The sequence below is a fragment of the Serratia sp. NA_13 genome (genome assembly GCF_052691735.1).
Window position 1 is genome coordinate 549,302 of record NZ_JBQZFV010000002.1, and the last position, 19,149, is coordinate 568,450.

Sequence of the window (19,149 nt, forward strand, 5' to 3'; positions counted from 1 at the left end):
ATAAGTTGCCAGGTGGTTAAGTTATTAAGTTATTAAACTCGTTACTTAATAACTTAAAAGGCAAAGCACGAGCAGCCGAACGCACCCCAGAAGGCATTCTCATCCGAGACGGGAATGCTGGAGCGACGAGCGACATCATGTTGATGCGCATGCACACCGCACGGGCCGCAGCACTGGTGCGCCTGGCTTAATACCCCACTACGGGTCGTGGCGACAGGTGGTGCAGAGCGATAATGCCCCGGCACCTGAGTGACCGGCGACCAGTCCGGCAGCACCGGTATTGCCGGTGGTGCCAACGGTGAGAAGCTACCGGCGGCATAAACCACTTTGCCGTCCACCACCGTCATTACCGATTCAATCCCTTTGATTTGCTCCTCCGGTACGCTGAAATAGTCCTGCGACAGCACCGCCAGATCTGCCAACTGCCCGACCTTAATCTGACCTTTTTTGCCCTGCTCGGTAGAGAACCAGGCGCTGCCCTGGGTCCACAGCATCAGCGCCGTTTCACGATCCAGCCGCGCGTTATCGTCGTACATTGCCATGCCGCCGACGGTGCGGCCGGAAACCAGCCAGTACAGCGCGGTCCACGGGTTATAACTGGCCACGCGGGTGGCGTCGGTGCCCAGCCCAACCGGCAGTTCGGCCGCCAACATTTTGGCCACGGGCGGTGTCTGTTTGGTGGCTTCTTTACCGTAGCGTTCGGCGAAGTACTCGCCCTGGAATGCCATGCGGTGCTGTACCGCAATGCCGCCGCCCAGTGCTTTCACCCGCTCGATATTGCGATCCGAGATGGTCTCGGCGTGATCGAAAATCCAGTGCAAACCGTTGAAAGGAATTTCGCGGTTCACCTTTTCGAAAACATTCAGCATGCGGCTGATGGATTCGTCATAGGTGGCATGCAGGCGGAATGGCCAGCGGTGTTCGACCAAATGGCGTACCACGCGCTCAAGTTCGTCTTCGGTACCTTCCGGCAGATCCGGACGTGGCTGCAGGAAATCCTCGAAGTCGGCGGCGGAGAATACCAGCATCTCACCGGCGCCGTTATGGCGGTAAAAATCGGTACCCTGACCCGGTTGCAGCATGTCGGTCCACAGCTTGAAATCCTCCAGTTCCTGTTTGGGGCGCTGGGTGAACAGGTTGTAGGCAATCCGCAGGGTCAACTGCTTCTTCTCGTGCAGCTCGGCGATCACCTGATAGTCCTCCGGGTAGTTCTGGAAACCACCCCCGGCGTCGATGGCGCTGGTCAGGCCAAGGCGATTCAACTCGCGCATAAACTGGCGGGTCGAATTGACCTGTTGTTCCAGCGGCAGTTTTGGCCCTTTTGCCAGAGTGGCATACAGGATCATCGCATTGGGTTTGGCAATCAGCATACCGGTCGGGTTGCCGTTGGCGTCACGCTGAATTTCGCCCCCAGGCGGGTTCGGCGTGTCTTTGGTGTAGCCCACCACTTTCAGCGCTGCGCGGTTGAGTAGAGCGCGGTCATACAGATGCAGGATAAATACCGGGGTGTCCGGTGCTGCCTGATTGATTTCATCCAGCGTCGGCATACGGCGTTCGGCAAACTGAAACTCGGTCCAGCCACCAACCACTCGTACCCACTGTGGGCTGGGGGTACGCAGCGCCTGTTCCTTCAACATGCGTAACGCATCGGCCAGAGAAGGTACCCCTTCCCAGCGCAGCTCAAGGTTATAGTTCAGGCCGCCGCGGATCAGGTGCAGGTGTGAGTCATTGAGGCCGGGTACTGCGGTGTGGCCGTGCAGGTCGATCACCTGCGTTTCTGGTCCTGCGTGCTGCATGACTTCGTTTTCATTGCCGACGGCGAGGAATTTGCCGTCGCGGATCGCCACGGCCTGGGCGGTAGGTGCCTGGCGATCGACAGTGTGAAATTTACCGTTGGTGATAATCAGGGAAGCATGGTTACTCATAACGTTCTCCCGGCAGGCCGCCTAACGGCGGGTAAGCCATTGATGAAATACACGGGTCACTATTGGCATCCAGAGAAACACCACCAGGGCAACTACGGTGGCGTCATTAAGAAAATGGCCGGTCAGGGTGCCGTTCAATTGCGGCAACAGTTTGCCCCAGAACCAGGGCACCAAATTGGTGGAGGGGAAGATCACCAGCAGGGTGATCAAAAATTGTTTCCACTTGGCAGGCTGGCGGGTGTTGGGGCTTGGCGGCGTGAACCAGAATTCCGCACCGGGCCGAATTTCAATGCGATCGCTCTCCAGCAGCAGCGGTGAGACCTCCTCGATGTAGCGCTTGCGCAACGGCGAGTTAATCCACAGATAGAGATTGTCCAGGTTGTCAAAACGCACCAATACGGTATAGGCCTGTTCGTTGCCGGTAGGACGGATCACGTTAACGCCGAGGTGGCCGGTAAAGTTGGCAGCCTCGGGCATGATGCGTTTTAGCCAGGCCTCATAGGCCTGTTCCTGTCCCGGAGCCAAAAGATGGGTGATGACTAACGTGACATGCTGCGGATGGGCCATAGTATTCCACTCCAGAAAAACCCCGGCGCGAGGCCGGGGTGAAGGGTTATTTCACCACGCGTGCTGGAGCGTGATGCACCATGGTGTAAGCGTAGTCGACGCCCATGCCGTATGCGCCGCTGTGTTCGCGCACCAGCGTCATCACCGCGTCGTAAGTATCTTTACGTGCCCAGTCACGCTGGTATTCCAACAGTACCTGCTGCCAGGTCACCGGGATGGCACCGGCCTGCACCATACGGTCGATTGAACGCTCATGCGCATCGACCGAGGTACCGCCGGAAGTATCGGTGACCACATAAACTTCGTATCCGGCTTCAAGCGCCATCAGCGCCGGGAAGGTCAGGCACACTTCGGTCCACAGGGCGGAAATCACCAGCTTTTTGCGACCGGTAGCCTCCACGGCCTTCACGAAGGCGGCGTCTTCCCAGGAGTTCATCGAAGTTCGTTCAATCGGGGTGATTTCAGGATGTACGGCCAACAGTTCTGGCCAGATATAGCCGCTGAAACTTTCGGTTTCCACCGAGGTAAAAATCGTCGGGACGTTAAAAATCTTGCCGGCTTTGGCCAGACCGACCACGTTGTTTTTCAGCAGCTGGCGATCAATATTAGCCACGCCAAAAGACATTTGCGGCTGGTGGTCGATGAAAATCAGTGCGGAATTATCTTTATCAAGCAATTGAAATTTAGACATGATTTACCTTCCCAGTGATACTTCGGTTTAACAGATGATGAATGTCATCTCGATTAATTAAAGAGTAGGCAGGGGCAGATTTCAAAGATAGCGCAGAATTTTTGCCGTCTTGTTGAGTTTTTTTATACACGTAGGGGTAGCAGTGAGATTAAACCTGGAAGCGTTACTGATTTTGGATGCGCTCGATCGGCATGGTTCCTTTGCCGCCGCGGCGGCAGTGCTGTTCAAAACGCCGTCGGCACTGAGCTATATGGTGCAGAAACTGGAGAACGACCTCGATATTACGTTGCTTGATCGCTCCGGCCACCGGGCTAAATTTACCGACACCGGCAAGCTGATGCTGGAAAAAGGCCGGTCGATATTACGTGCGGCGCAAGATTTGGAGCAGCAGGCGCGTTATGTAGAAAATGGCTGGGAAAGCGAGATCACGCTTGGCATTGACGCTTCATTTCCGTTTGAGCGTTTGCTGCCACTGATTGAGGAGTTCTATCAACAGCATCACCATACCCGCCTGCGTTTTGGTCATGAGGTACTGGCCGGATCATGGGAATCACTGGTTTACGGCTGCGCGGATATTATTGTCGGTGCAATCTGTGAGCCCCCGTCGCAGGTAGGCTATGCTTTTAGCAAATTGGGAAGGTTGGATTACGTGTTTGCCGTGGCTCCGCAGCACCCGCTGGCGGTGTTGGAGGAACCCTTGCCAAAGGACCAAATCCGCCAGTACCGGGCGGTAGTGGTGCGTGATACCTCGCGGGTGAATGCGCCGCAAAACCTGAACATCCTCGAGGAACAAGACACCTTGACGGTCTTCGGTTTCGACGCCAAGTTACGGGCGCAGCTCAGCGGCCTGGGTTGTGGTTACTTGCCGCGTTATTTGGCTGAACCTTACCTGAAAAGCGGCGAACTGGTGGCGAAAAGCATTGAATCAGAACGCTGCAGCGACGTCGCTTATTTTGGCTGGCGAGAAAGTGCCAGCGGCCTGGCGGCAAAATGGTGGCGTGAGCGGTTACAGCAATATGCCGATGCCGGGGGCGTCTACCCGGAACACTGATTTGACACCTTCGGGTGATAATACAAGGGTGCAGAGAGATGAAAACAGGGATGTGGCTATGGGTGATGTTACTGGCCGGTTGTAGCGCCGGCAGCGAAAACCGCACTGCGTTGGAAAGCGTGGCGACTTCAGTTCAGCCAACGAAGCTCCAGCGCAGCAATTATCCGGAAAGAATGCGGCAGGCCATAACGCAGGAAATGCAGTTGCCCGGCAAATATAAGTCCAAAAGTTGTTCGATCAGCATTCATCTGCTGCCGGACGGCTCCTTGAAAGACTTTAAGGTGCTGGAGGGCGATACCGAGTTGTGTGCAGCGGCAAGCCAGGCGGTACAACGTGCCAAACTGCCGAGCATGGCCAATGAGACCGAGTACGCGTTATTTCACAGCGTGGTACTGGACTTTGTTCCCTGAGGTAGTTGGTTTACCGCATCGGATGCGGTAAGCCATGCACCAGTTACAAAATACCTTTCTGCACAAAGGTGATGCGAGTGGCCTCATTGAGCTCGAGTTCAGGTATCCGGTCGGGCCTGAGCCAGGCGACTTCCTGAAACTCTTCATTGAAAGTGATCTGACGATTGGCACTGACACAATCGAAGATCAGATACAGCATGTAGATCTGTTCTGTTGTCCCATCAGGATAAGTCTTGGTACGAACATCATCCCTGAAAGTCCAGGGGGTGATCTGGGTAATTTCCAGTGCTTCCCCCAGTTCTTCCCTGATCTCACGACGAAGGGCTTCCTCAATCGTCTCTCCGGGTTCCATACCTCCACCGGATAGCGCCCATTGGCCGGGGAAAACGCCGCGGTCATCGGCCATTTTGCACAGTAAATACTCGCCATTATTTTCAATAATCGGGCAGACGATGATCCTTTGACGCATGTAACCTCCTGATGTCATAAGTTCTTATTAGCTAATCAGATAACAGCTGTTATCAAGCCAGAATGCTCGCAATACCACCCACGGTAGTATCCCGTTGAACTGGATGGGGTATCCGTGATCGGGTTATCATCAACAGCAATGATGCAAATAGCTGATTTTTAAATTTGCTTTGCCGCTTTCGTTATTTTGAGTGCTCTTGCCGCTCGCTGATACTGAGCAAAATCTCAAACAGCGAGCCGCGCAATGTCTTCACCAAAAAGCCACAGCCACTATTTGCACCCTGCCCAACGCCATTGGATACAGCAGCTTAGCCAGCGTTGGCACTGGCGGCTGGAGCTGCCGACCTGGGGCATTATGGCGGCGGTTTACTGCGGCTGGTTTGGCGTGGTGCAGTACTGGCAGGCGCTGGGGCCGTGGCTTGGCACGCCATTGTTAATCCTGCTGACCACCTGGTATATGTCGCTGCAACACGAGTTGATCCACGGCCATCCCACGCGCTGGCCGCGGCTCAATCAGTTATTCGGCTTGCTGCCATTGGCGGTATGGTATCCCTACGGGCTGTATCGCGACTCGCATATTCAGCACCACCGTAATGAACATCTGACCGTTCCGCATGCAGATCCCGAAAGCTATTACTTTAGCCAGGCACAGTGGCAGCGCTTCCCACGACTGAACCCGTTATTGGCCAGAGTCCGCAATACGCTGAGCGGACGCATATTGGTGGGGCCAGCACTGGATATTGTCACCACCGGGGTTAATGCCCTAAAAGCGATCGCTGCCGGTGAATTACGTACTCTGACAATGTGGCTGGTGCATTTGTTGTTGTTGGCGGGGGTATTGAGCTGGCTGCAACAGCACGGCATTGGCACCGCGTTTTATCTGCTGGCCATCAGCTATCCGGCGTTGGCGTTGACCAAGGTAAGATCGTTTTTTGAGCATCGTGCCGTTGAAGCTCCGCAGGCACGTTCTATTATTAATGAGGCGGCCTGGCCGTGGCGGCTGTTGTTTCTTAATCTGAACTATCATTTAGTTCACCATGATCTCCCCGGCTTACCGTGGTACGGTTTACGTCAGGTGTATCTGGCGGAACGTGATGAATATCAGCAGCGCAGCCAGAGATTTGTCGTGGCGGGCTATGGCCAGTGGGTGAGCGAATACGCGTTTACCCCGGTTGCCGTTGAGGTTCATCCGTTTAATGCCGGCGAGCTGTCAGAAACACTGGGCGAAAATGAAGCCTGGCCGGCAGAGACATTCATTTTGCGATGGAAGCGCGTTTCTCAGGATTTTCCAATCGATCTGGCCAAATAGCCGGAAAATACACAACAAGAGGAAAAAAAATGGCAATCACCCCATCACGTGGTCGCGTATTAGCTTTGGCACTGAGTTTACTCGCTGCAAGCATCGGCGTGGCGCAGGCGGCTGACACGGTGCGCGTTGGCTCCAAAATCGATACCGAAGGTTCGTTGCTCGGCAATATCATTGTGCAGGTGCTGGAATCCAACGGCATCAAAACCACCAATAAATTACAGCTCGGTACCACCAAGGTACTGCGTGGGGCGATCACCTCCGGCGAAATTGACGTCTATCCGGAATACACCGGCAACGGCGCATTTTTCTTCTCTGATGAAAAAGACCCGGCGTGGAAAAACGCCCAGGCCGGTTTCGAAAAGGTGAAGAAGCTCGATTATGACAAGAACAAAATTATCTGGCTGGATGCGGCTCCGGCCAACAACACCTGGACCATTGCTATCCGTCAGGACGTGGCAGATGCCAATCATCTGAAAACGCTGGCCGATTTGGGCAAGTGGATCAACGGCGGTGGCAAGTTCAAGCTGGCAGCCTCGGCGGAGTTTATCGAGCGCCCGGATGCGCTGCCTGCGTTCCAGAACGCTTATGGCTTTAAGTTGAACCAGGACCAATTGCTGTCACTGGCCGGCGGTGACACGGCGGTGACCATCAAGGCGGCGGCGGAGCAAACCTCTGGTGTCAACGCGGCCATGGCCTACGGTACCGATGGCCCTGTGGCGGCGCTGGGGCTGGTAACGCTGGAAGATCCAAAAGGGGTGCAGCCGATTTACGCACCGGCACCGATTATCCGCGAGGCGACGCTGAAACAGCATGCCAACATCGCCGAACTGCTGAAGCCGGTATTTGCAACACTTGACGGCCCAACGTTGCAAAAACTCAATGCGCAGATTGCAGTGGAAGGCCAGGACGCCAAACAGGTGGCGGCTGCCTACCTGAAAGAGAAAGGGTTGGTTAAGGGATAACGTCGCTGGCCCCCGTTGGGGGGCCAACATGGAGTTGGAGATTTTCTTTGATTATTGCCGTAAAAAACCGCGTATTACTGACGCTGCTTATTCTGTTGCTGCTGGCCGCATTTGGCCTGCCGTTTCTCAGCTATGCCCCCAACCGCCTGCTGTCGGGCAAGAGCATTTCCCTGATTTCCCTGTTGCACGGCCCGGCGCTGTGGCTGCTGGTGCCCATGTTGGTGTTGGCGATACTCAGCCTGTTGGCACCGGTCAGGCGCCATGCGTTGCTTACCGCGCTGGCGGCTTCGGTATTGCTGGCATTGACCTTCTGGTTGAGTGGGCACGCAGCCCAACAGTTGGCGTTGGAGGGATCAAAACTGGCGCGTACTTCCTGGGGCAGTGGCTGCTGGTTGATGCTGGCGCTGAGCCTGCTGATGGCCGCCGACGCCCTGACCCGTATCACCACCTCGCATTTTTGGCGCATTCTGGGCAACCTGTTGGTGGTGCTGCCTGCGCTGGTGTTGTTGTTTAGCCATCAGCTGGATCAGCTTTCGCTGCTGAAAGAATACCACAACCGGCAGGACGTATTTGACGCCGCACTGTTGCAGCATTTGACCATCTTGCTGGCCACGCTGGTACCGGCGTTGTTGATTGGCATTCCGCTCGGGGTGCTGTGTTTTCGCTCTGTCAGCTTACAAACACCGATATTTTCTACTCTGAACATTATCCAGACCGTGCCGTCGATTGCGCTGTTCGGCTTGCTGATCGCGCCATTAGCCGGGCTGGCAAAGGCGCTGCCCTGGCTGGCAGAACACGGCGTCAGCGGTATCGGCATGGCTCCGGCGATTGTCGCCCTGGTGTTGTATGCGCTGTTACCTTTGGTGCGCAGTGTCGTGGCCGGATTGCAAAGCGTGCCGGCCAGCGTGATTGAATCCGCCAGCGGTATGGGTCTGACGCGTGGGCAGATCTTCTTGCGTGTGCAGTTGCCATTGGCGTTGCCGCTGTTCCTGACCGGCGTGCGCATTTTGGCGGTGCAGACCGTCGGCATGGCGGTGGTGGCGGCGCTGATTGGTGCCGGAGGTTTTGGCGCCATCGTTTTCCAGGGTCTGCTCAGCAGCGCGCTGGATCTGGTGCTGCTGGGAGTGATCCCGGTGATCGTGATGGCGGTAATCGTCGATTCGCTGTTTAAATTTTTGGTTTCAATTTTGGAAGTGTCACGCCGATGATTCAGTTTAATCAGGTCAGCAAGATTTTTCAGGGCAAGCCAGCGGTGGACGATCTTACACTGCGGATTGCCAAGGGCGAATTTGCCGTACTGATCGGTACCTCTGGCTCTGGGAAATCCACCACGTTAAAAATGATCAACCGACTGATCGAGCACGATCAGGGCAAAATTTACTTTGCCGATGAGGAGATCCAGAAATTTAAACCGCAGGATCTACGTCGCCGCATGGGGTACGCCATTCAGTCGATCGGCCTGTTCCCGCACTGGACGGTGGAAGAGAACATTGCCACTGTGCCACAACTGCTGAAATGGCCGCGTGCGCGCATTCGCGACCGGGTGACCGAGTTGCTGGAGCTGCTGCATCTGGAGCCGGATCTGTTCCGCCGTCGTTACCCGCACCAACTTTCTGGTGGCCAGCAGCAGCGGGTTGGGGTGGCGCGTGCGCTGGCCGCCGACCCTGAAGTGCTGTTGATGGACGAGCCTTTTGGCGCACTGGATCCGGTGACCCGTGCAGCGCTGCAGACAGAGATTGCACGTATCCACCATCTTTCCGGACGCACCATCGTACTGGTGACGCACGACATCGATGAAGCGTTGGCACTGGCGGACCGCATTGTACTGCTCGATCAGGGCCGCATTGTGCAGCAGGGCACGCCGCTGGAGCTGTTGACCGCACCGGTCAACGATTTTGTGCGTGATTTCTTTGGCCGCAGCGATCGCGGCATCAAGCTGCTGTCGCTGGAAACGGTAGCGCAACGGGTGCGGCCTGGCCAGGTGGAGGGGGAACCTATTGCCGCCAGCATAAGCCTGCGTGAAGCGCTGTCGGTGTTTGTGGCACGCGGCAGCGAATGTTTGCCGGTGATTGGCGAACAGGGCGAAGCGCTTGGCGTGCTGCATTTCAGCGATCTGATTGTCCAAAAGGTGCTGTCATGAGTGCGCCCCTGGCCCTGCGCTGGCTGCGCGATCCGCTGCCCTGGACCTTTGCCCTGCTGTTGGCACTGGTGTTTGGCATGAATCATTTACACGGCCTGTTTGCCGCCTGGTTCCCGGAGCTGGATCGGCCGGTGTATCAGCAGGACAGTTTTATCTCACTGGTATGGGCGCATCTGTTGCTGGTGGCGGTTTCCAGCCTGGTTGCCGTAGTGATTGGCGTCAGCGCCGGCGTCGCTGTCACGCGCCGCGCCGGTAAGGAGTTCCGCTCGTTGGTGGAAACGTTGGTGGCGGTGGGGCAGACTTTTCCGCCGGTGGCGGTACTGGCGATCGCGGTGCCGGTGATGGGCTTTAGTGAGCAGCCGGCGATCATCGCGCTGGTGCTGTACGGTTTACTGCCGATTTTACAGGGTACGCTGGCGGGGATTGAATCGGTGCCCAGCGCCACCCGCGAGATTGCGCAGGGGGTAGGGATGAGTCCCCGGCAGATCCTGTGGCGCGTCGAACTGCCGCTGGCGGCGCCGGTGATCGTTGCCGGGATCCGTACCTCGGTGATCATTAATATTGGCACGGCGGCGATAGCTTCTACCGTCGGCACCAAAACCCTGGGATCGCCGATTATTATTGGCCTGAGCGGCTTTAATACCGCTTATATTATCCAGGGGGCGGTGGTGGTGGCCCTGTTGGCGATCATTACCGATATGCTGTTTGAGCGCTGGGTACGCCATCTCACCGCCTGGCGTCAACAGACGCTGGTGGCTTCTTCTTCTGCCGGATAAGGGAACATGATGCAGGTATCTTTACCGATGTACGGCGTGACACATCAAGCGACGGAAGCCTTCTGGCGGGTGCTGCGCGGCAAGTTACTGCAACTGGGATTACCGCAAGCGCCCGAGTCGCTCAGTTGGCCGCAAGATCTGGCGCAGCATTGGCAGCGCGATGACTTGTTGCTCAGCCAAACCTGCGGCTATCCGCTGGCTATCAGCCTGCCGCAGGTGCAGCTGGTGGGCACCTATCATTATCGCGTTGAAGGTTGTGAAGGGCCGGAATACAGCAGTTGGCTGGTAGTGCGTGATGACGAACCCGGCGAGCGGTTGGAGGATTTTCGCGGCCGGATTGCGGCCTATAACAGTACCGACTCGCAGTCTGGCCATAACAGCCTGCGGACGTTGATTGCGCCGCTGGCTCAGGAGGGAACATTCTTCTGCGCTGCCATCGCCTCTGGCGCGCATTATCAGTCGATCAAACTGATCCAGAATCGGCAGGCGGATATTGCAGCCGTTGACTGTGTCAGTCTGGAACTGTTGAAGCGGGCACAGCCGCAGGCACTGGCGGGGCTAAAAATTATTGGGCGAACGGCCCGCGTACCAGGGTTGCCGCTGATTACTTCGCGACAAACCCCGCCGGAACAGCTGGAGATACTGCGCGCCGGGGCCAGGGCGATGGTGGGTGAAGCGGTGAGCGACAGCCTGTTGATCGGTGATTTCAGCCTGGTGCCGCGTTCGGCATACCAAAAAATCGCCGTGCTGGAACAACAGGCCGCCGCGCTTGGGGTGACAAGGCTGTAAGCTTACAGCAGCCCGCCACCGTCAATATCGATGATGCTGCCGGTGATAAAGCCGTTTTCCATCGCCAGCAAATAACCCGCTGCCACCTCTGCCGCCTGGCCAACACGCCCAGCCGGTAGCCCGGCACCGATCTTGGTAAACATCGCCTGACGCTGTTCGGCACCCATACCGTCGTAAGCTTCGGTGACCGTAACACCAGGGCTCACCACATTAACCCGCCGCGGTGCCAACTCTTTTGCCAACTGCTTGCCGATGGCCTCCAGTGCCGCATTGATACCGGTTTTAATCAGCTGGCCACTGAGGTATTTCCGCGACAGCTGGCCGGAGGTCAGGGTGATGGAGCCCTGTGGCGCTAGGGTGGGCAACGCCGCCTGAATGGCGCGCAGGGCACCCCACAGTTTGACGTCGAAGTTGGCCTGCGCTTGGTCAAAATCGGTTTCCGCCAGCAGTCTGGCCTGCACCAGCGGCCCTGCAGTGAAGACCAGATGATCGAACTCGCCGACTTCGGCAAACAGCGCACGCAGTGAGCTTTCATCGGTCACGTCAGCCTGCATCACCCGCAGGTTACCGCTACCGTCGGCAGGCTGATAGTGCTGCATGCTGCCGACGCGGCGGGAGGCCAACACCACATTGGCCCCGCGTTCTATCGCGGCATAAGCCACTGCCGCACCAATGCCGCTGTTACCGCCGAGGATCACCAGTTTTTGCAGGTTTAGGGAAGAAGAAGGAATAGTCATGATTGCGCCTCAATTTCAGTGAATTTCAGTGCTATCTATCATTCATGATTGAAAATCCGTAAACAATTGGCCTAAATGGCAAACACTTGTAAAATTATTTTAATAATTTGCGTGCCGCAGGAATAACTCATGACATCCTTTATCGACCTCGAAGTGTTTGTCCGGACGGTGGAAGGCGGCAGCTTTTCAGCGGCGGCGCGTGCGTTGGATATGACGCCGGCAGCGGCCAGCATTGCGATAAAAAGGCTGGAACAGCGCCTGGGAGTACGGCTGCTGGTGCGTTCTACCCGAAGCTTACGCCTGACGGAAGAAGGGCAGCGCTATCTCGACAGTGCCCGGTTGGCTTTGGGAGCACTGGCGGAGGGGGAACAGGCGATACGCGAGAAACATCAGGGGTTGTCCGGCGTGCTGCAGATCTCCGCACCCTCAGATTTTGGCCGTAACCTGTTGCTGGGTTGGCTTGATGAATTCAAACGGCAACACCCGCATATCCAACTGCAGTTACTGATTAATGATCGCCATGCTGACCTGTTTCGCGAACCAGTCGACATTGCGTTGCGATTTGGTCAACTGGCGGACTCTTCGCTGGTGGCGCTACCGATCCTGCCGCAGCACCGACGGTTGATTTGTGCCAGTCCGACTTATCTGCAGCAACATGGCACGCCGCAAACGCCAGCCGAACTTGCTCAGCACAGCATTCTGATTTATCAACCCAGTGGGCACAGACAGGCGGAATGGCGATTTTGGCGCGGAGATGAATTGACGGAGGTGCCGCTGGCTGGCCGCTACTTTACCGATGACGGTGAAATAGCGCGTCGCTGGGCGCTGGCTGGGCACGGGATTGTCCGTAAATCCGCCATTGATGTGGTGGCGGATATTCAGGCCGGGCGTTTGGTAACGCTGCTGCCGGAGTGGCAAAGCGACGCGGTGCCCATCAGCCTGGTTTGTCCACATCGCTCGCAGGTGTCGGAGCGCGTCAGGTTACTACAGCGCTTTTTACAGCAGCGCTGTCAGGACTGGATGGCGCATCACTTGGTCTGAATGCTGGTTGCCGGGGTAGCGCTGGCAGCGGTTTCGTTGGAAGTGGTGGTTTCTTCGCTTGGCGTAGTGGAACGGGTGTACATATTCAGCCCGGCCAGGAAGACGCCGCCGAGTGAACCAAAGGCACAGAGAAAGATAACGATAATGAACGATTTTTTAAGCATTGGGATAATTTCGCAGGTTGCTCGGAACAGCAGGAATTATAGTCTCTTTGCCAAGTGAAACAAGAATCGTTTTTATACCCGTCGTCTTTCAAGCTGCAGCGTTGTTACCTGCACTCACTCACCCCAGTTACTTACTTAAGTAAGCGCCTGGGGATGAGTGAGCTGGGCCCCTAGCTGCAACTCGAAAGCCATAGGGTATATACACCCGTTATTTTGATTGCTATTCCACGTTTTTTATACGATTGGTCGGACGCGCAAACAGGAATTTGCCCAGAGTCACCAGTACCACCGCCGCGACGATAATCACCAGTGCTGCCCATTCACGTGGTGCCAGCGATTCGCCGGCAAAGCCGATGCCGAGCAGCACTGCTACCACCGGATTGACGTAGGCATAGCTGGTTGCCACCGCCGGGCGCACGTTTTTCAGCAAAAACATATAGGCGCTGATCGCCAGCATCGAACCGAAGACAGTCAGATAACCCAGTGCGAAGAAGCCTTTGGCACTGGGCAGTTGCGTCAAACGCTCACCGCTGAGCTGGCTGACGACCAGCAGCACCACACCGGCCACCAGCATTTCCGCTGCTCCGGCCATTGGCCCGGCTGGCAGAGAAATGCGCGATCCCAGTACCGAACCAAAGGCCCAACTGGCGGAGGCCAGCAGGATCAACAGCGCGCCGGTGGGGTTACCGACCAGATTATTACCGGTATTGAGCAATATAATTCCCACCAACCCCAGCCCAATGCCAGCCCATTCCAGTTTGGTATTACGCATGCCCCACAGCAGGCTGAAGCACAGGGTGAACAGCGGCACTGTCGCTACCATTACGGCGGCAATGCCGGAAGGTACATGCTGATGTTCTGCCACCGTCACCAGGCCGTTGCCCACCGCCAGCAGCAAAATGCCAATGGTTCCGGCGGCCAGCCACTGCTTTGCCGTCGGTAATGCATGGCCGCGCAGCGCTAAAAAGCCAAACAGCACAATACCGGCGACCAGGAAGCGGATACCGGCCATCATCAATGGCGGCCAGCTTTCCACACCCAGACGAATAACGAAATAGGTCGAACCCCAGACAATATATAACGTGAACAGCGCCCCGATTAACGGCAGGACATTACGGCTACTTTGGCTCAGCATGGATTTTAATTCTGTAGAGAAGGTTATTATTAGAGGACTCAGTAAACCCGATCGGGCAGAGGATAAGCAACGCTTTTCACTACTTTTTTAAGCGTGCAATGGGCTGGCTTTCCGGTGGTTATTCATCGGAAAGCCAGCCTGTGGGCTGCCTTACGCCGGGTGTCGGTTACAGCAATGAAATGCGGTAGGCGCAGCGGCGTGCACCGGCCAGGATATGTTCGGAACGTTCAACCTGCGCCTGTAATACCTCGGTGAAAACGCTCAATTCTGCGCGGCAGAATCCCTGGCAAACGGCGGCGGCGGCGCAAATAGGGCAGTGGTTTTCTACCAGCAGAAAAGAGCCGTCTTCCTGTAGGCGTGATTCGGCCATGTAACCTTCGCGACAACGGATCGCCGTCAGGCGCGCTACGCGTTCCTGCAAATCCGTGGCGCCGATCATTGCCTGTTTGTAGTTAATGCGCGTTTCCTGCTCGCGGGTGTCGATCAACAACTCGATTGCCTGTTCGCCCAGCTTGTCGCGCACGGTGCGCAGCAGTTGCACTGTCAGTTCGGAATGGGTATCCGGAAAGCGTGCATTGCCTGCGGCAGTCAGGTGCCATAGCTGCACCGGTCGGCCGACACCGCGAGTTTTCGCCACCGCTTCAACCAACCCATCTTTTGCCAGTTTGACGAACTGCTGGCGTGCGGCTTCACCGGTGGTACCAAGGACTTTGCCTGCATCAGAAGCTTGCTGTGGGCCGCGGGTTTTTAACAGTGTCAGCAAACGGTCACTGACCGATTGTGCGGGACTACCGCTATTTTCCAAGTTTATTATTGACATATTTCTCCGCCTCGCCTTACCCTTATTCCAAGATAATTCTTGTTAAATCTAACGCAGTCTCACAATTAACTCAATGCCATTCCTCTGAAAACAGGACGACAACTGTGATAACCAACGATGATAGCCGCTGGGCCGATCTCTTTTCCGGTAAAAATGGTGCCAGTGCGATCGCGCTCTCACTCGGCGTAGCGCTGCATGCCATCAATATTCTGGTCGCCACCACCATTCTGCCCTCGGTGGTGCAGGATATTGGCGGTCTGAGTCTGTATGCCTGGAATACTACGCTGTTTGTGGTGGCGTCGATCCTGGGTTCGGCATTATCGGCTCGTTTACTCAGTGGTTACGGGGCTCGCAGTGCCTACGTGGTGGCGTCACTGTTCTTTATTGCCGGGGCGATGCTGTGCGCGTTGGCGCCGTCAATGCCGGTGATGCTGATTGGCCGAACCGTGCAGGGCTTCGGCGGCGGGCTGATTTTCGCGCTTTCGTACGCCATGATCAATCTGGTCTTTGAGCAAAAGCTCTGGCCGCGGGCGATGGCGTTGATTTCGGCGATGTGGGGCATCGCGACCCTGGTGGGGCCGGCGGTGGGCGGCATTTTTGCCGAACTGAATGCCTGGCGCTGGGCCTTTGGCATCCTGTTGCCGGTGATGGTGCTGTACGCCGGGTTTACCTTCCTGATCCTGCCAAAAGGCAAACCGCAGCAACAGGCGGCACCGCTGCCGTTGGCTCAGCTGTTGTTGTTGGCGACAGCGGTACTGGTGGTGTCCGCCGGCAGCCTGGCAGACAGCGCGTGGGTCAATCTTGGCGGCATTGCGTTGGCCACGCTGATGATGGTCTGGCTGATACAGCGTGAAGCGCACTCCCGTGCCCGTCTGTTGCCGAAAGGGGCTTTGCGTCGCGGTTCGCCGCTGGCCTCGTTGTATGTCACCGTCTCTCTGCTGGTGGTGGGTATGACCAGTGAAATCTTCGTGCCTTATTTCCTGCAAACGCTGCACGGCCAGTCCCCGCTGATTTCGGGTTATATCGCAGCCACCATGGCGGCGGGGTGGACGTTATCGGAAATCCTCAGTTCCGGCTGGCGTAGTACGGGCATCCGCCGGGCCATTGTCAGCGGGCCGCTGTTGGTGTTGGTGGGGCTGCTGGCATTGGGCCTGTTGATGCCGATACCTTCCGGCGGCCATTGGGCCGGGCTGACGCCGATTGTGATTGCCCTGACGCTGGTAGGCTTTGGTATTGGTTTTGGTTGGCCGCATCTGTTGACGCGTATTCTGCAGGTTTCGCCTGAGGCCGATAAGGATATTGCCGGGGCATCGATCACTACGGTGCAACTGTTTGCGACCGCCTTTGGTGCCGCACTGGCCGGGATGATTGCCAACCTGGCCGGGCTGAATGTGCCGGGTGGTTCGGCGGGAGCGGCCTCTGCGGCGCGCTGGCTGTTCCTGCTGTTTGCATTGGCGCCGCTGCTGGCGGTGTTCAGCGCCTGGCGCTGCGCGGCAATTGCACCGCCGGTTGCTGACAGCGACAAGCGGGTACCAGACTCGTCGGCTCTGTCGTCCTAGTAGCAAAAGGCTTTTCATCAAGTTGTAGCGCCAGTTAAAAAACCGATTGACGAATCCCGTATTTGAGATTATTTCTCTTATATGGGATTTTTCGTATCGGAGAATCAATGATGGATAACGGATTGGAAAGCGCCGATCTAAGGCTGGCGCAGCGACTGTCTGATTTACGTCAGCAGCAGGGCTGGTCGCTGGATGAATTGGCGCAGCAAACCGGCATCAGCCGGGCGACGTTGTCGCGGGTCGAACGCGCTGAAACCAGCCCGACCGCTTCATTGCTAAACAAACTGTGCTCGGCCTATGGGCTAACCATGTCGCGGTTGCTCAGTGAGGTCGAGGACGAGCCGCCGGAATTGCTGCATCGTGAACAGCAGACGGTGTGGGTTGATCGCGCCAGCGGTTTTCATCGTCGTTCGGTATCACCGCCTGCCGCCCTGTATAAGGCCGAATTTATTGAATGCACACTGGAAGCCGGGGCGGTGGTTGCCTATGACGCGCCTTCGGTGCATGCGCTTGAGCACCATCTGTGGCTGCTGGCAGGGCGGCTCGAACTGACGCTGGAAGGGCGCACCTTCCAGCTTGAGCCGGGTGACTGCCTGCGTTATCGGCTGTTCGGTGCTTCAAAATTTTATGCCCCCGGCCCTGAGCCAGCCCACTACACCCTTGTTATCAGCAGGCCGTAATCATGATTGAGATACAGCAACTGAATGCCGAAGCGGCAAAAAACGCGATCCCGGAACTGGCCGAAATGTTGCAAGCCAGCGTCGCCCAGGGCGCGAGTATTGGTTTTGTTATGCCGTTCACTCTGGAGCAGGCGCAGGCGTTCTGGCGTGGCTTGTTACCGGCGATTGAGCGTGGGGAAAGGTTGTTGCTGGTGGCATATGATGCCGGGCGCGTGGTGGGCACGGTACAGTTGTTGCTCGCGATGCCGGATAACGGCCGCCACCGGGCCGAGGTGGTAAAACTGATGGTGCACCCGGACGCTCGCCGCCGGGGTATTGCCCGTAGCCTGATGCTGCAGGTACAACACAGCGCACTTGAGCAGCATCGGCATTTATTGGTGCTCGATACCCTGACAGGCGATACGGCGGAGGGCATGTATCGCCTGTTGGGTTTTCAACTGGCGGGCAGCATTCCGCAATACGCCCTCGCCAGCAACGGCAGTGCGCTGGATGCCACCAGTTATATGTATAAATTACTTTAATTTTCCCCGCCGCCGTACAGCGGGTTCGGCAGCACGATGTATTGGATGCCGAACTTGCTTTGGTTGTCGACGACAAACGCGCGGCGCTGTGCATTATCCTTGTGGTAGGTCGCGGCACCGAAGTCGTTCAAGTTGTCACCGGCGTACACTACAATATCGTAGCCCGCGTTTTTGATGGCGTCGAAGCGGGGCTGTTTGTTGGAGGTGTCACCGCTGAGCAGTACGGTTTTTTCCGACATGCCGGTAAAGCCCAGTTTCTGCATATTGGCTACCGTGGCGGCGTATTCAGACTGCTTGCGGTTGGAAACGTAGAACATGGTGCCCTGATGGCTGTTGACGTAACGGGCAAATTGCACGGCACCCGGTACCGCACCGGCTTGCTCTGCCTGCGACCATTTGGCCCAGAAGGGAGCGCTCTCTGGTTGTTATTGTAGATTTACAGGCTTATCGTCATCTCGAACTGGCGCATCGCGTCCTGCTGCCAGCCGAGCCGGGCAAAGAAGGGGGCGGCCACTTCGGGAACGTAGACGTTGGCCACTAGCGGTAACGGTGAAAACTTTGCCTGCAGCGCGGTCAACATCGCCCGGGCATGGCCCTGGTTACGGTGTTGTGGTGGCACGTAAATCATACGTAAAAAGCACTTATCCGCGCCGACCTGCACCACCGCGTAGGCCTGGTGCTGTTCAAGGGCAAAGGCATAGGGTTTGCCGGGCAGCTTGAACAGCGTTTCCGGGGCGATCAGCCAGGGCTGGCTGGTGGCCCCTTCGGCAATCAGGCGGTGGGAAACGAACAGCGGATCAATTTCCAGCAATGGCACAATGTCGCCAGCCGTTTGCTCACCTGCCTGATGGCCGGTCAGAGTAGCCACGATGCGCAGCCCAGCCTGATGATACAGTGCAATGGCGGGGTCATTGCCTTCAATCACCTCCAGCGACAGTTGGCGATCGCCGCGCTCACGCGCATCGGCGACAATTCGCTGCATTAGGGCTTTACCCAATCCTTGGCCGCGCATTTCCGGCCGGATCGACAGCGCTGCTACCCGGCTGTGCAAACCACGGCGGCTAATCAGCGCCAGTGCTACCGGTTGCTGCTGATGCGTGACGATAATGCTGTCATTCAGGCTGAGGTCTTCGGCACCGAAGCGACGGGCGAAGGTGTCACCGTCAATGACGAAGCGCACAATGTAGTTTTCAAAACAGTGGCAAAGGATCTGCGCCAGTTGGTCACTGCTGTAGCGTAACGCTGAGTGGTATTCGAATGGGGAAGTGTTTGGCATAGGTCATCTAGGTTGATTTGCGCAACATATACATGTAGACCCGTTTGTTTTGTAAGGCAAGTGTCCAGATGCGGCGATGAGAGACGAAGGGTTGCCAGAGCGCCAAACGAAAAAACCGGGCGTTGCCG

General features: G+C 56.7%; 21 protein-coding genes and 1 pseudogene. 12 read left to right on the plus strand and 10 right to left on the minus strand.

Translation table 11 applies throughout. The features are described from left to right. Positions 1-53: 53 nt before the first annotated feature. From ACUTSU_RS06195 to ACUTSU_RS06205, 3 genes are read right to left on the minus strand one after another with little or no spacing between them, the layout of a single operon-like run. Positions 54-1,925 (minus strand): amidohydrolase, encoded by a 1,872-nt coding sequence (locus tag ACUTSU_RS06195; RefSeq protein ID WP_445653902.1) that lies wholly within the window; start codon positions 1,923-1,925, stop codon positions 54-56. Between the two features lie 21 nt (positions 1,926-1,946). Beyond that, complete coding sequence (locus tag ACUTSU_RS06200) at positions 1,947-2,492, minus strand: antibiotic biosynthesis monooxygenase (RefSeq protein WP_135315703.1); 546 nt, start codon at positions 2,490-2,492, stop codon at positions 1,947-1,949. Positions 2,493-2,538: 46 nt separating this feature from the next. Further along, a complete protein-coding gene (locus ACUTSU_RS06205; RefSeq protein WP_445649974.1) occupies positions 2,539-3,183 on the minus strand; it encodes a hydrolase in 645 nt (214 codons plus the stop codon). Positions 3,184-3,325: 142 nt separating this feature from the next. Here ACUTSU_RS06205 and ACUTSU_RS06210 point away from each other — a divergent pair, with 142 nt between their 5' ends. Beyond that, the gene (locus ACUTSU_RS06210; protein ID WP_445649975.1) at positions 3,326-4,234 is read left to right on the plus strand and encodes a LysR family transcriptional regulator; all 909 of its coding nucleotides are present in this window, start codon (positions 3,326-3,328) and stop codon (positions 4,232-4,234) included. 38 nt (positions 4,235-4,272) lie between these two features. Continuing rightward, the gene (locus ACUTSU_RS06215; protein WP_445649976.1) at positions 4,273-4,644 is read left to right on the plus strand and encodes a cell envelope integrity TolA C-terminal domain-containing protein; all 372 of its coding nucleotides are present in this window, start codon (positions 4,273-4,275) and stop codon (positions 4,642-4,644) included. Between the two features lie 43 nt (positions 4,645-4,687). Here ACUTSU_RS06215 and nudI read toward each other — a convergent pair whose 3' ends face one another. Beyond that, on the minus strand, positions 4,688-5,113 hold the full coding sequence (gene nudI / locus ACUTSU_RS06220) for a nucleoside triphosphatase NudI (RefSeq protein ID WP_445649977.1): 426 nt from the start codon (positions 5,111-5,113) through the stop codon (positions 4,688-4,690). Between the two features lie 243 nt (positions 5,114-5,356). Here nudI and ACUTSU_RS06225 point away from each other — a divergent pair, with 243 nt between their 5' ends. Genes ACUTSU_RS06225 through ACUTSU_RS06250 form a run of 6 tightly spaced genes read left to right on the plus strand, consistent with a single transcriptional unit; the run spans position 5,357 to position 11,088 of the window. After that, positions 5,357-6,421, plus strand: a complete 1,065-nt coding sequence (locus ACUTSU_RS06225) for a fatty acid desaturase (RefSeq protein ID WP_445649978.1) — start codon at positions 5,357-5,359, stop codon at positions 6,419-6,421. A 29-nt stretch (positions 6,422-6,450) separates the two neighbouring features. Next, positions 6,451-7,383 carry a glycine betaine ABC transporter substrate-binding protein OsmF gene (osmF, locus tag ACUTSU_RS06230; protein ID WP_445653903.1) on the plus strand — a complete coding sequence of 311 codons (933 nt, stop codon included), beginning with the start codon at positions 6,451-6,453 and terminating at the stop codon, positions 7,381-7,383. A gap of 47 nt (positions 7,384-7,430) precedes the next feature. Further along, positions 7,431-8,591 (plus strand): ABC transporter permease, encoded by a 1,161-nt coding sequence (locus tag ACUTSU_RS06235; RefSeq protein WP_445649980.1) that lies wholly within the window; start codon positions 7,431-7,433, stop codon positions 8,589-8,591. Beyond that, positions 8,588-9,523, plus strand: coding sequence for an ABC transporter ATP-binding protein (locus tag ACUTSU_RS06240; protein WP_445653904.1), 936 nt, complete (start codon positions 8,588-8,590; stop codon positions 9,521-9,523). The genes ACUTSU_RS06235 and ACUTSU_RS06240 overlap by 4 nt, the downstream gene beginning before the upstream one ends. Further along, positions 9,520-10,299: an ABC transporter permease gene (locus ACUTSU_RS06245; RefSeq protein WP_445653905.1), complete on the plus strand. Its 780-nt coding sequence runs from the start codon at positions 9,520-9,522 to the stop codon at positions 10,297-10,299. Before ACUTSU_RS06240 ends, ACUTSU_RS06245 begins: the two co-directional genes overlap by 4 nt. A 9-nt stretch (positions 10,300-10,308) precedes the next feature. Further along, the gene (locus ACUTSU_RS06250) at positions 10,309-11,088 is read left to right on the plus strand and encodes a phosphate/phosphite/phosphonate ABC transporter substrate-binding protein (RefSeq protein ID WP_445650242.1); all 780 of its coding nucleotides are present in this window, start codon (positions 10,309-10,311) and stop codon (positions 11,086-11,088) included. 2 nt (positions 11,089-11,090) lie between these two features. Here ACUTSU_RS06250 and ACUTSU_RS06255 read toward each other — a convergent pair whose 3' ends face one another. Then, positions 11,091-11,825 (minus strand): SDR family oxidoreductase, encoded by a 735-nt coding sequence (locus ACUTSU_RS06255; RefSeq protein WP_445649983.1) that lies wholly within the window; start codon positions 11,823-11,825, stop codon positions 11,091-11,093. A gap of 129 nt (positions 11,826-11,954) precedes the next feature. Between ACUTSU_RS06255 and ACUTSU_RS06260 the strand changes: the two genes are divergently transcribed. After that, positions 11,955-12,866, plus strand: coding sequence for a LysR family transcriptional regulator (locus ACUTSU_RS06260; RefSeq protein WP_445649984.1), 912 nt, complete (start codon positions 11,955-11,957; stop codon positions 12,864-12,866). On the opposite strand, the gene ACUTSU_RS06265 is transcribed toward ACUTSU_RS06260, so the two are convergent. The 3 genes from ACUTSU_RS06265 to ACUTSU_RS06275 form a co-directional block, all read right to left on the minus strand. Then, complete coding sequence (locus ACUTSU_RS06265; protein WP_445649985.1) at positions 12,854-13,030, minus strand: hypothetical protein; 177 nt, start codon at positions 13,028-13,030, stop codon at positions 12,854-12,856. The two genes, ACUTSU_RS06260 and ACUTSU_RS06265, sit on opposite strands and share 13 nt — an antisense overlap. A 220-nt stretch (positions 13,031-13,250) precedes the next feature. After that, positions 13,251-14,165 carry a drug/metabolite exporter YedA gene (yedA, locus tag ACUTSU_RS06270; protein WP_445653906.1) on the minus strand — a complete coding sequence of 305 codons (915 nt, stop codon included), beginning with the start codon at positions 14,163-14,165 and terminating at the stop codon, positions 13,251-13,253. Between the two features lie 166 nt (positions 14,166-14,331). Next, positions 14,332-14,985 carry a helix-turn-helix transcriptional regulator gene (locus ACUTSU_RS06275; protein WP_445649987.1) on the minus strand — a complete coding sequence of 218 codons (654 nt, stop codon included), beginning with the start codon at positions 14,983-14,985 and terminating at the stop codon, positions 14,332-14,334. 104 nt (positions 14,986-15,089) lie between these two features. Between ACUTSU_RS06275 and ACUTSU_RS06280 the strand changes: the two genes are divergently transcribed. From ACUTSU_RS06280 to ACUTSU_RS06290, 3 genes are all read left to right on the plus strand, one after another. Further along, positions 15,090-16,544: an MFS transporter gene (locus tag ACUTSU_RS06280; protein WP_445653907.1), complete on the plus strand. Its 1,455-nt coding sequence runs from the start codon at positions 15,090-15,092 to the stop codon at positions 16,542-16,544. A 110-nt stretch (positions 16,545-16,654) separates the two neighbouring features. After that, positions 16,655-17,224, plus strand: coding sequence for a helix-turn-helix domain-containing protein (locus tag ACUTSU_RS06285; protein ID WP_445650243.1), 570 nt, complete (start codon positions 16,655-16,657; stop codon positions 17,222-17,224). A gap of 2 nt (positions 17,225-17,226) precedes the next feature. Then, positions 17,227-17,745: a GNAT family N-acetyltransferase gene (locus tag ACUTSU_RS06290; protein WP_445649989.1), complete on the plus strand. Its 519-nt coding sequence runs from the start codon at positions 17,227-17,229 to the stop codon at positions 17,743-17,745. Here the strand turns inward: ACUTSU_RS06290 and ACUTSU_RS06295 are convergent. Further along, positions 17,745-18,158, minus strand: a pseudogene (locus ACUTSU_RS06295) (5'-nucleotidase, lipoprotein e(P4) family); the annotation flags it as partial. The gene ACUTSU_RS06290 and the pseudogene ACUTSU_RS06295 overlap by 1 nt on opposite strands. A gap of 23 nt (positions 18,159-18,181) precedes the next feature. After that, entirely contained in the window at positions 18,182-19,021 is an 840-nt protein-coding gene (locus tag ACUTSU_RS06300; RefSeq protein ID WP_445649990.1) for a GNAT family N-acetyltransferase, read from the minus strand. Positions 19,022-19,149: the final 128 nt, after the last annotated feature.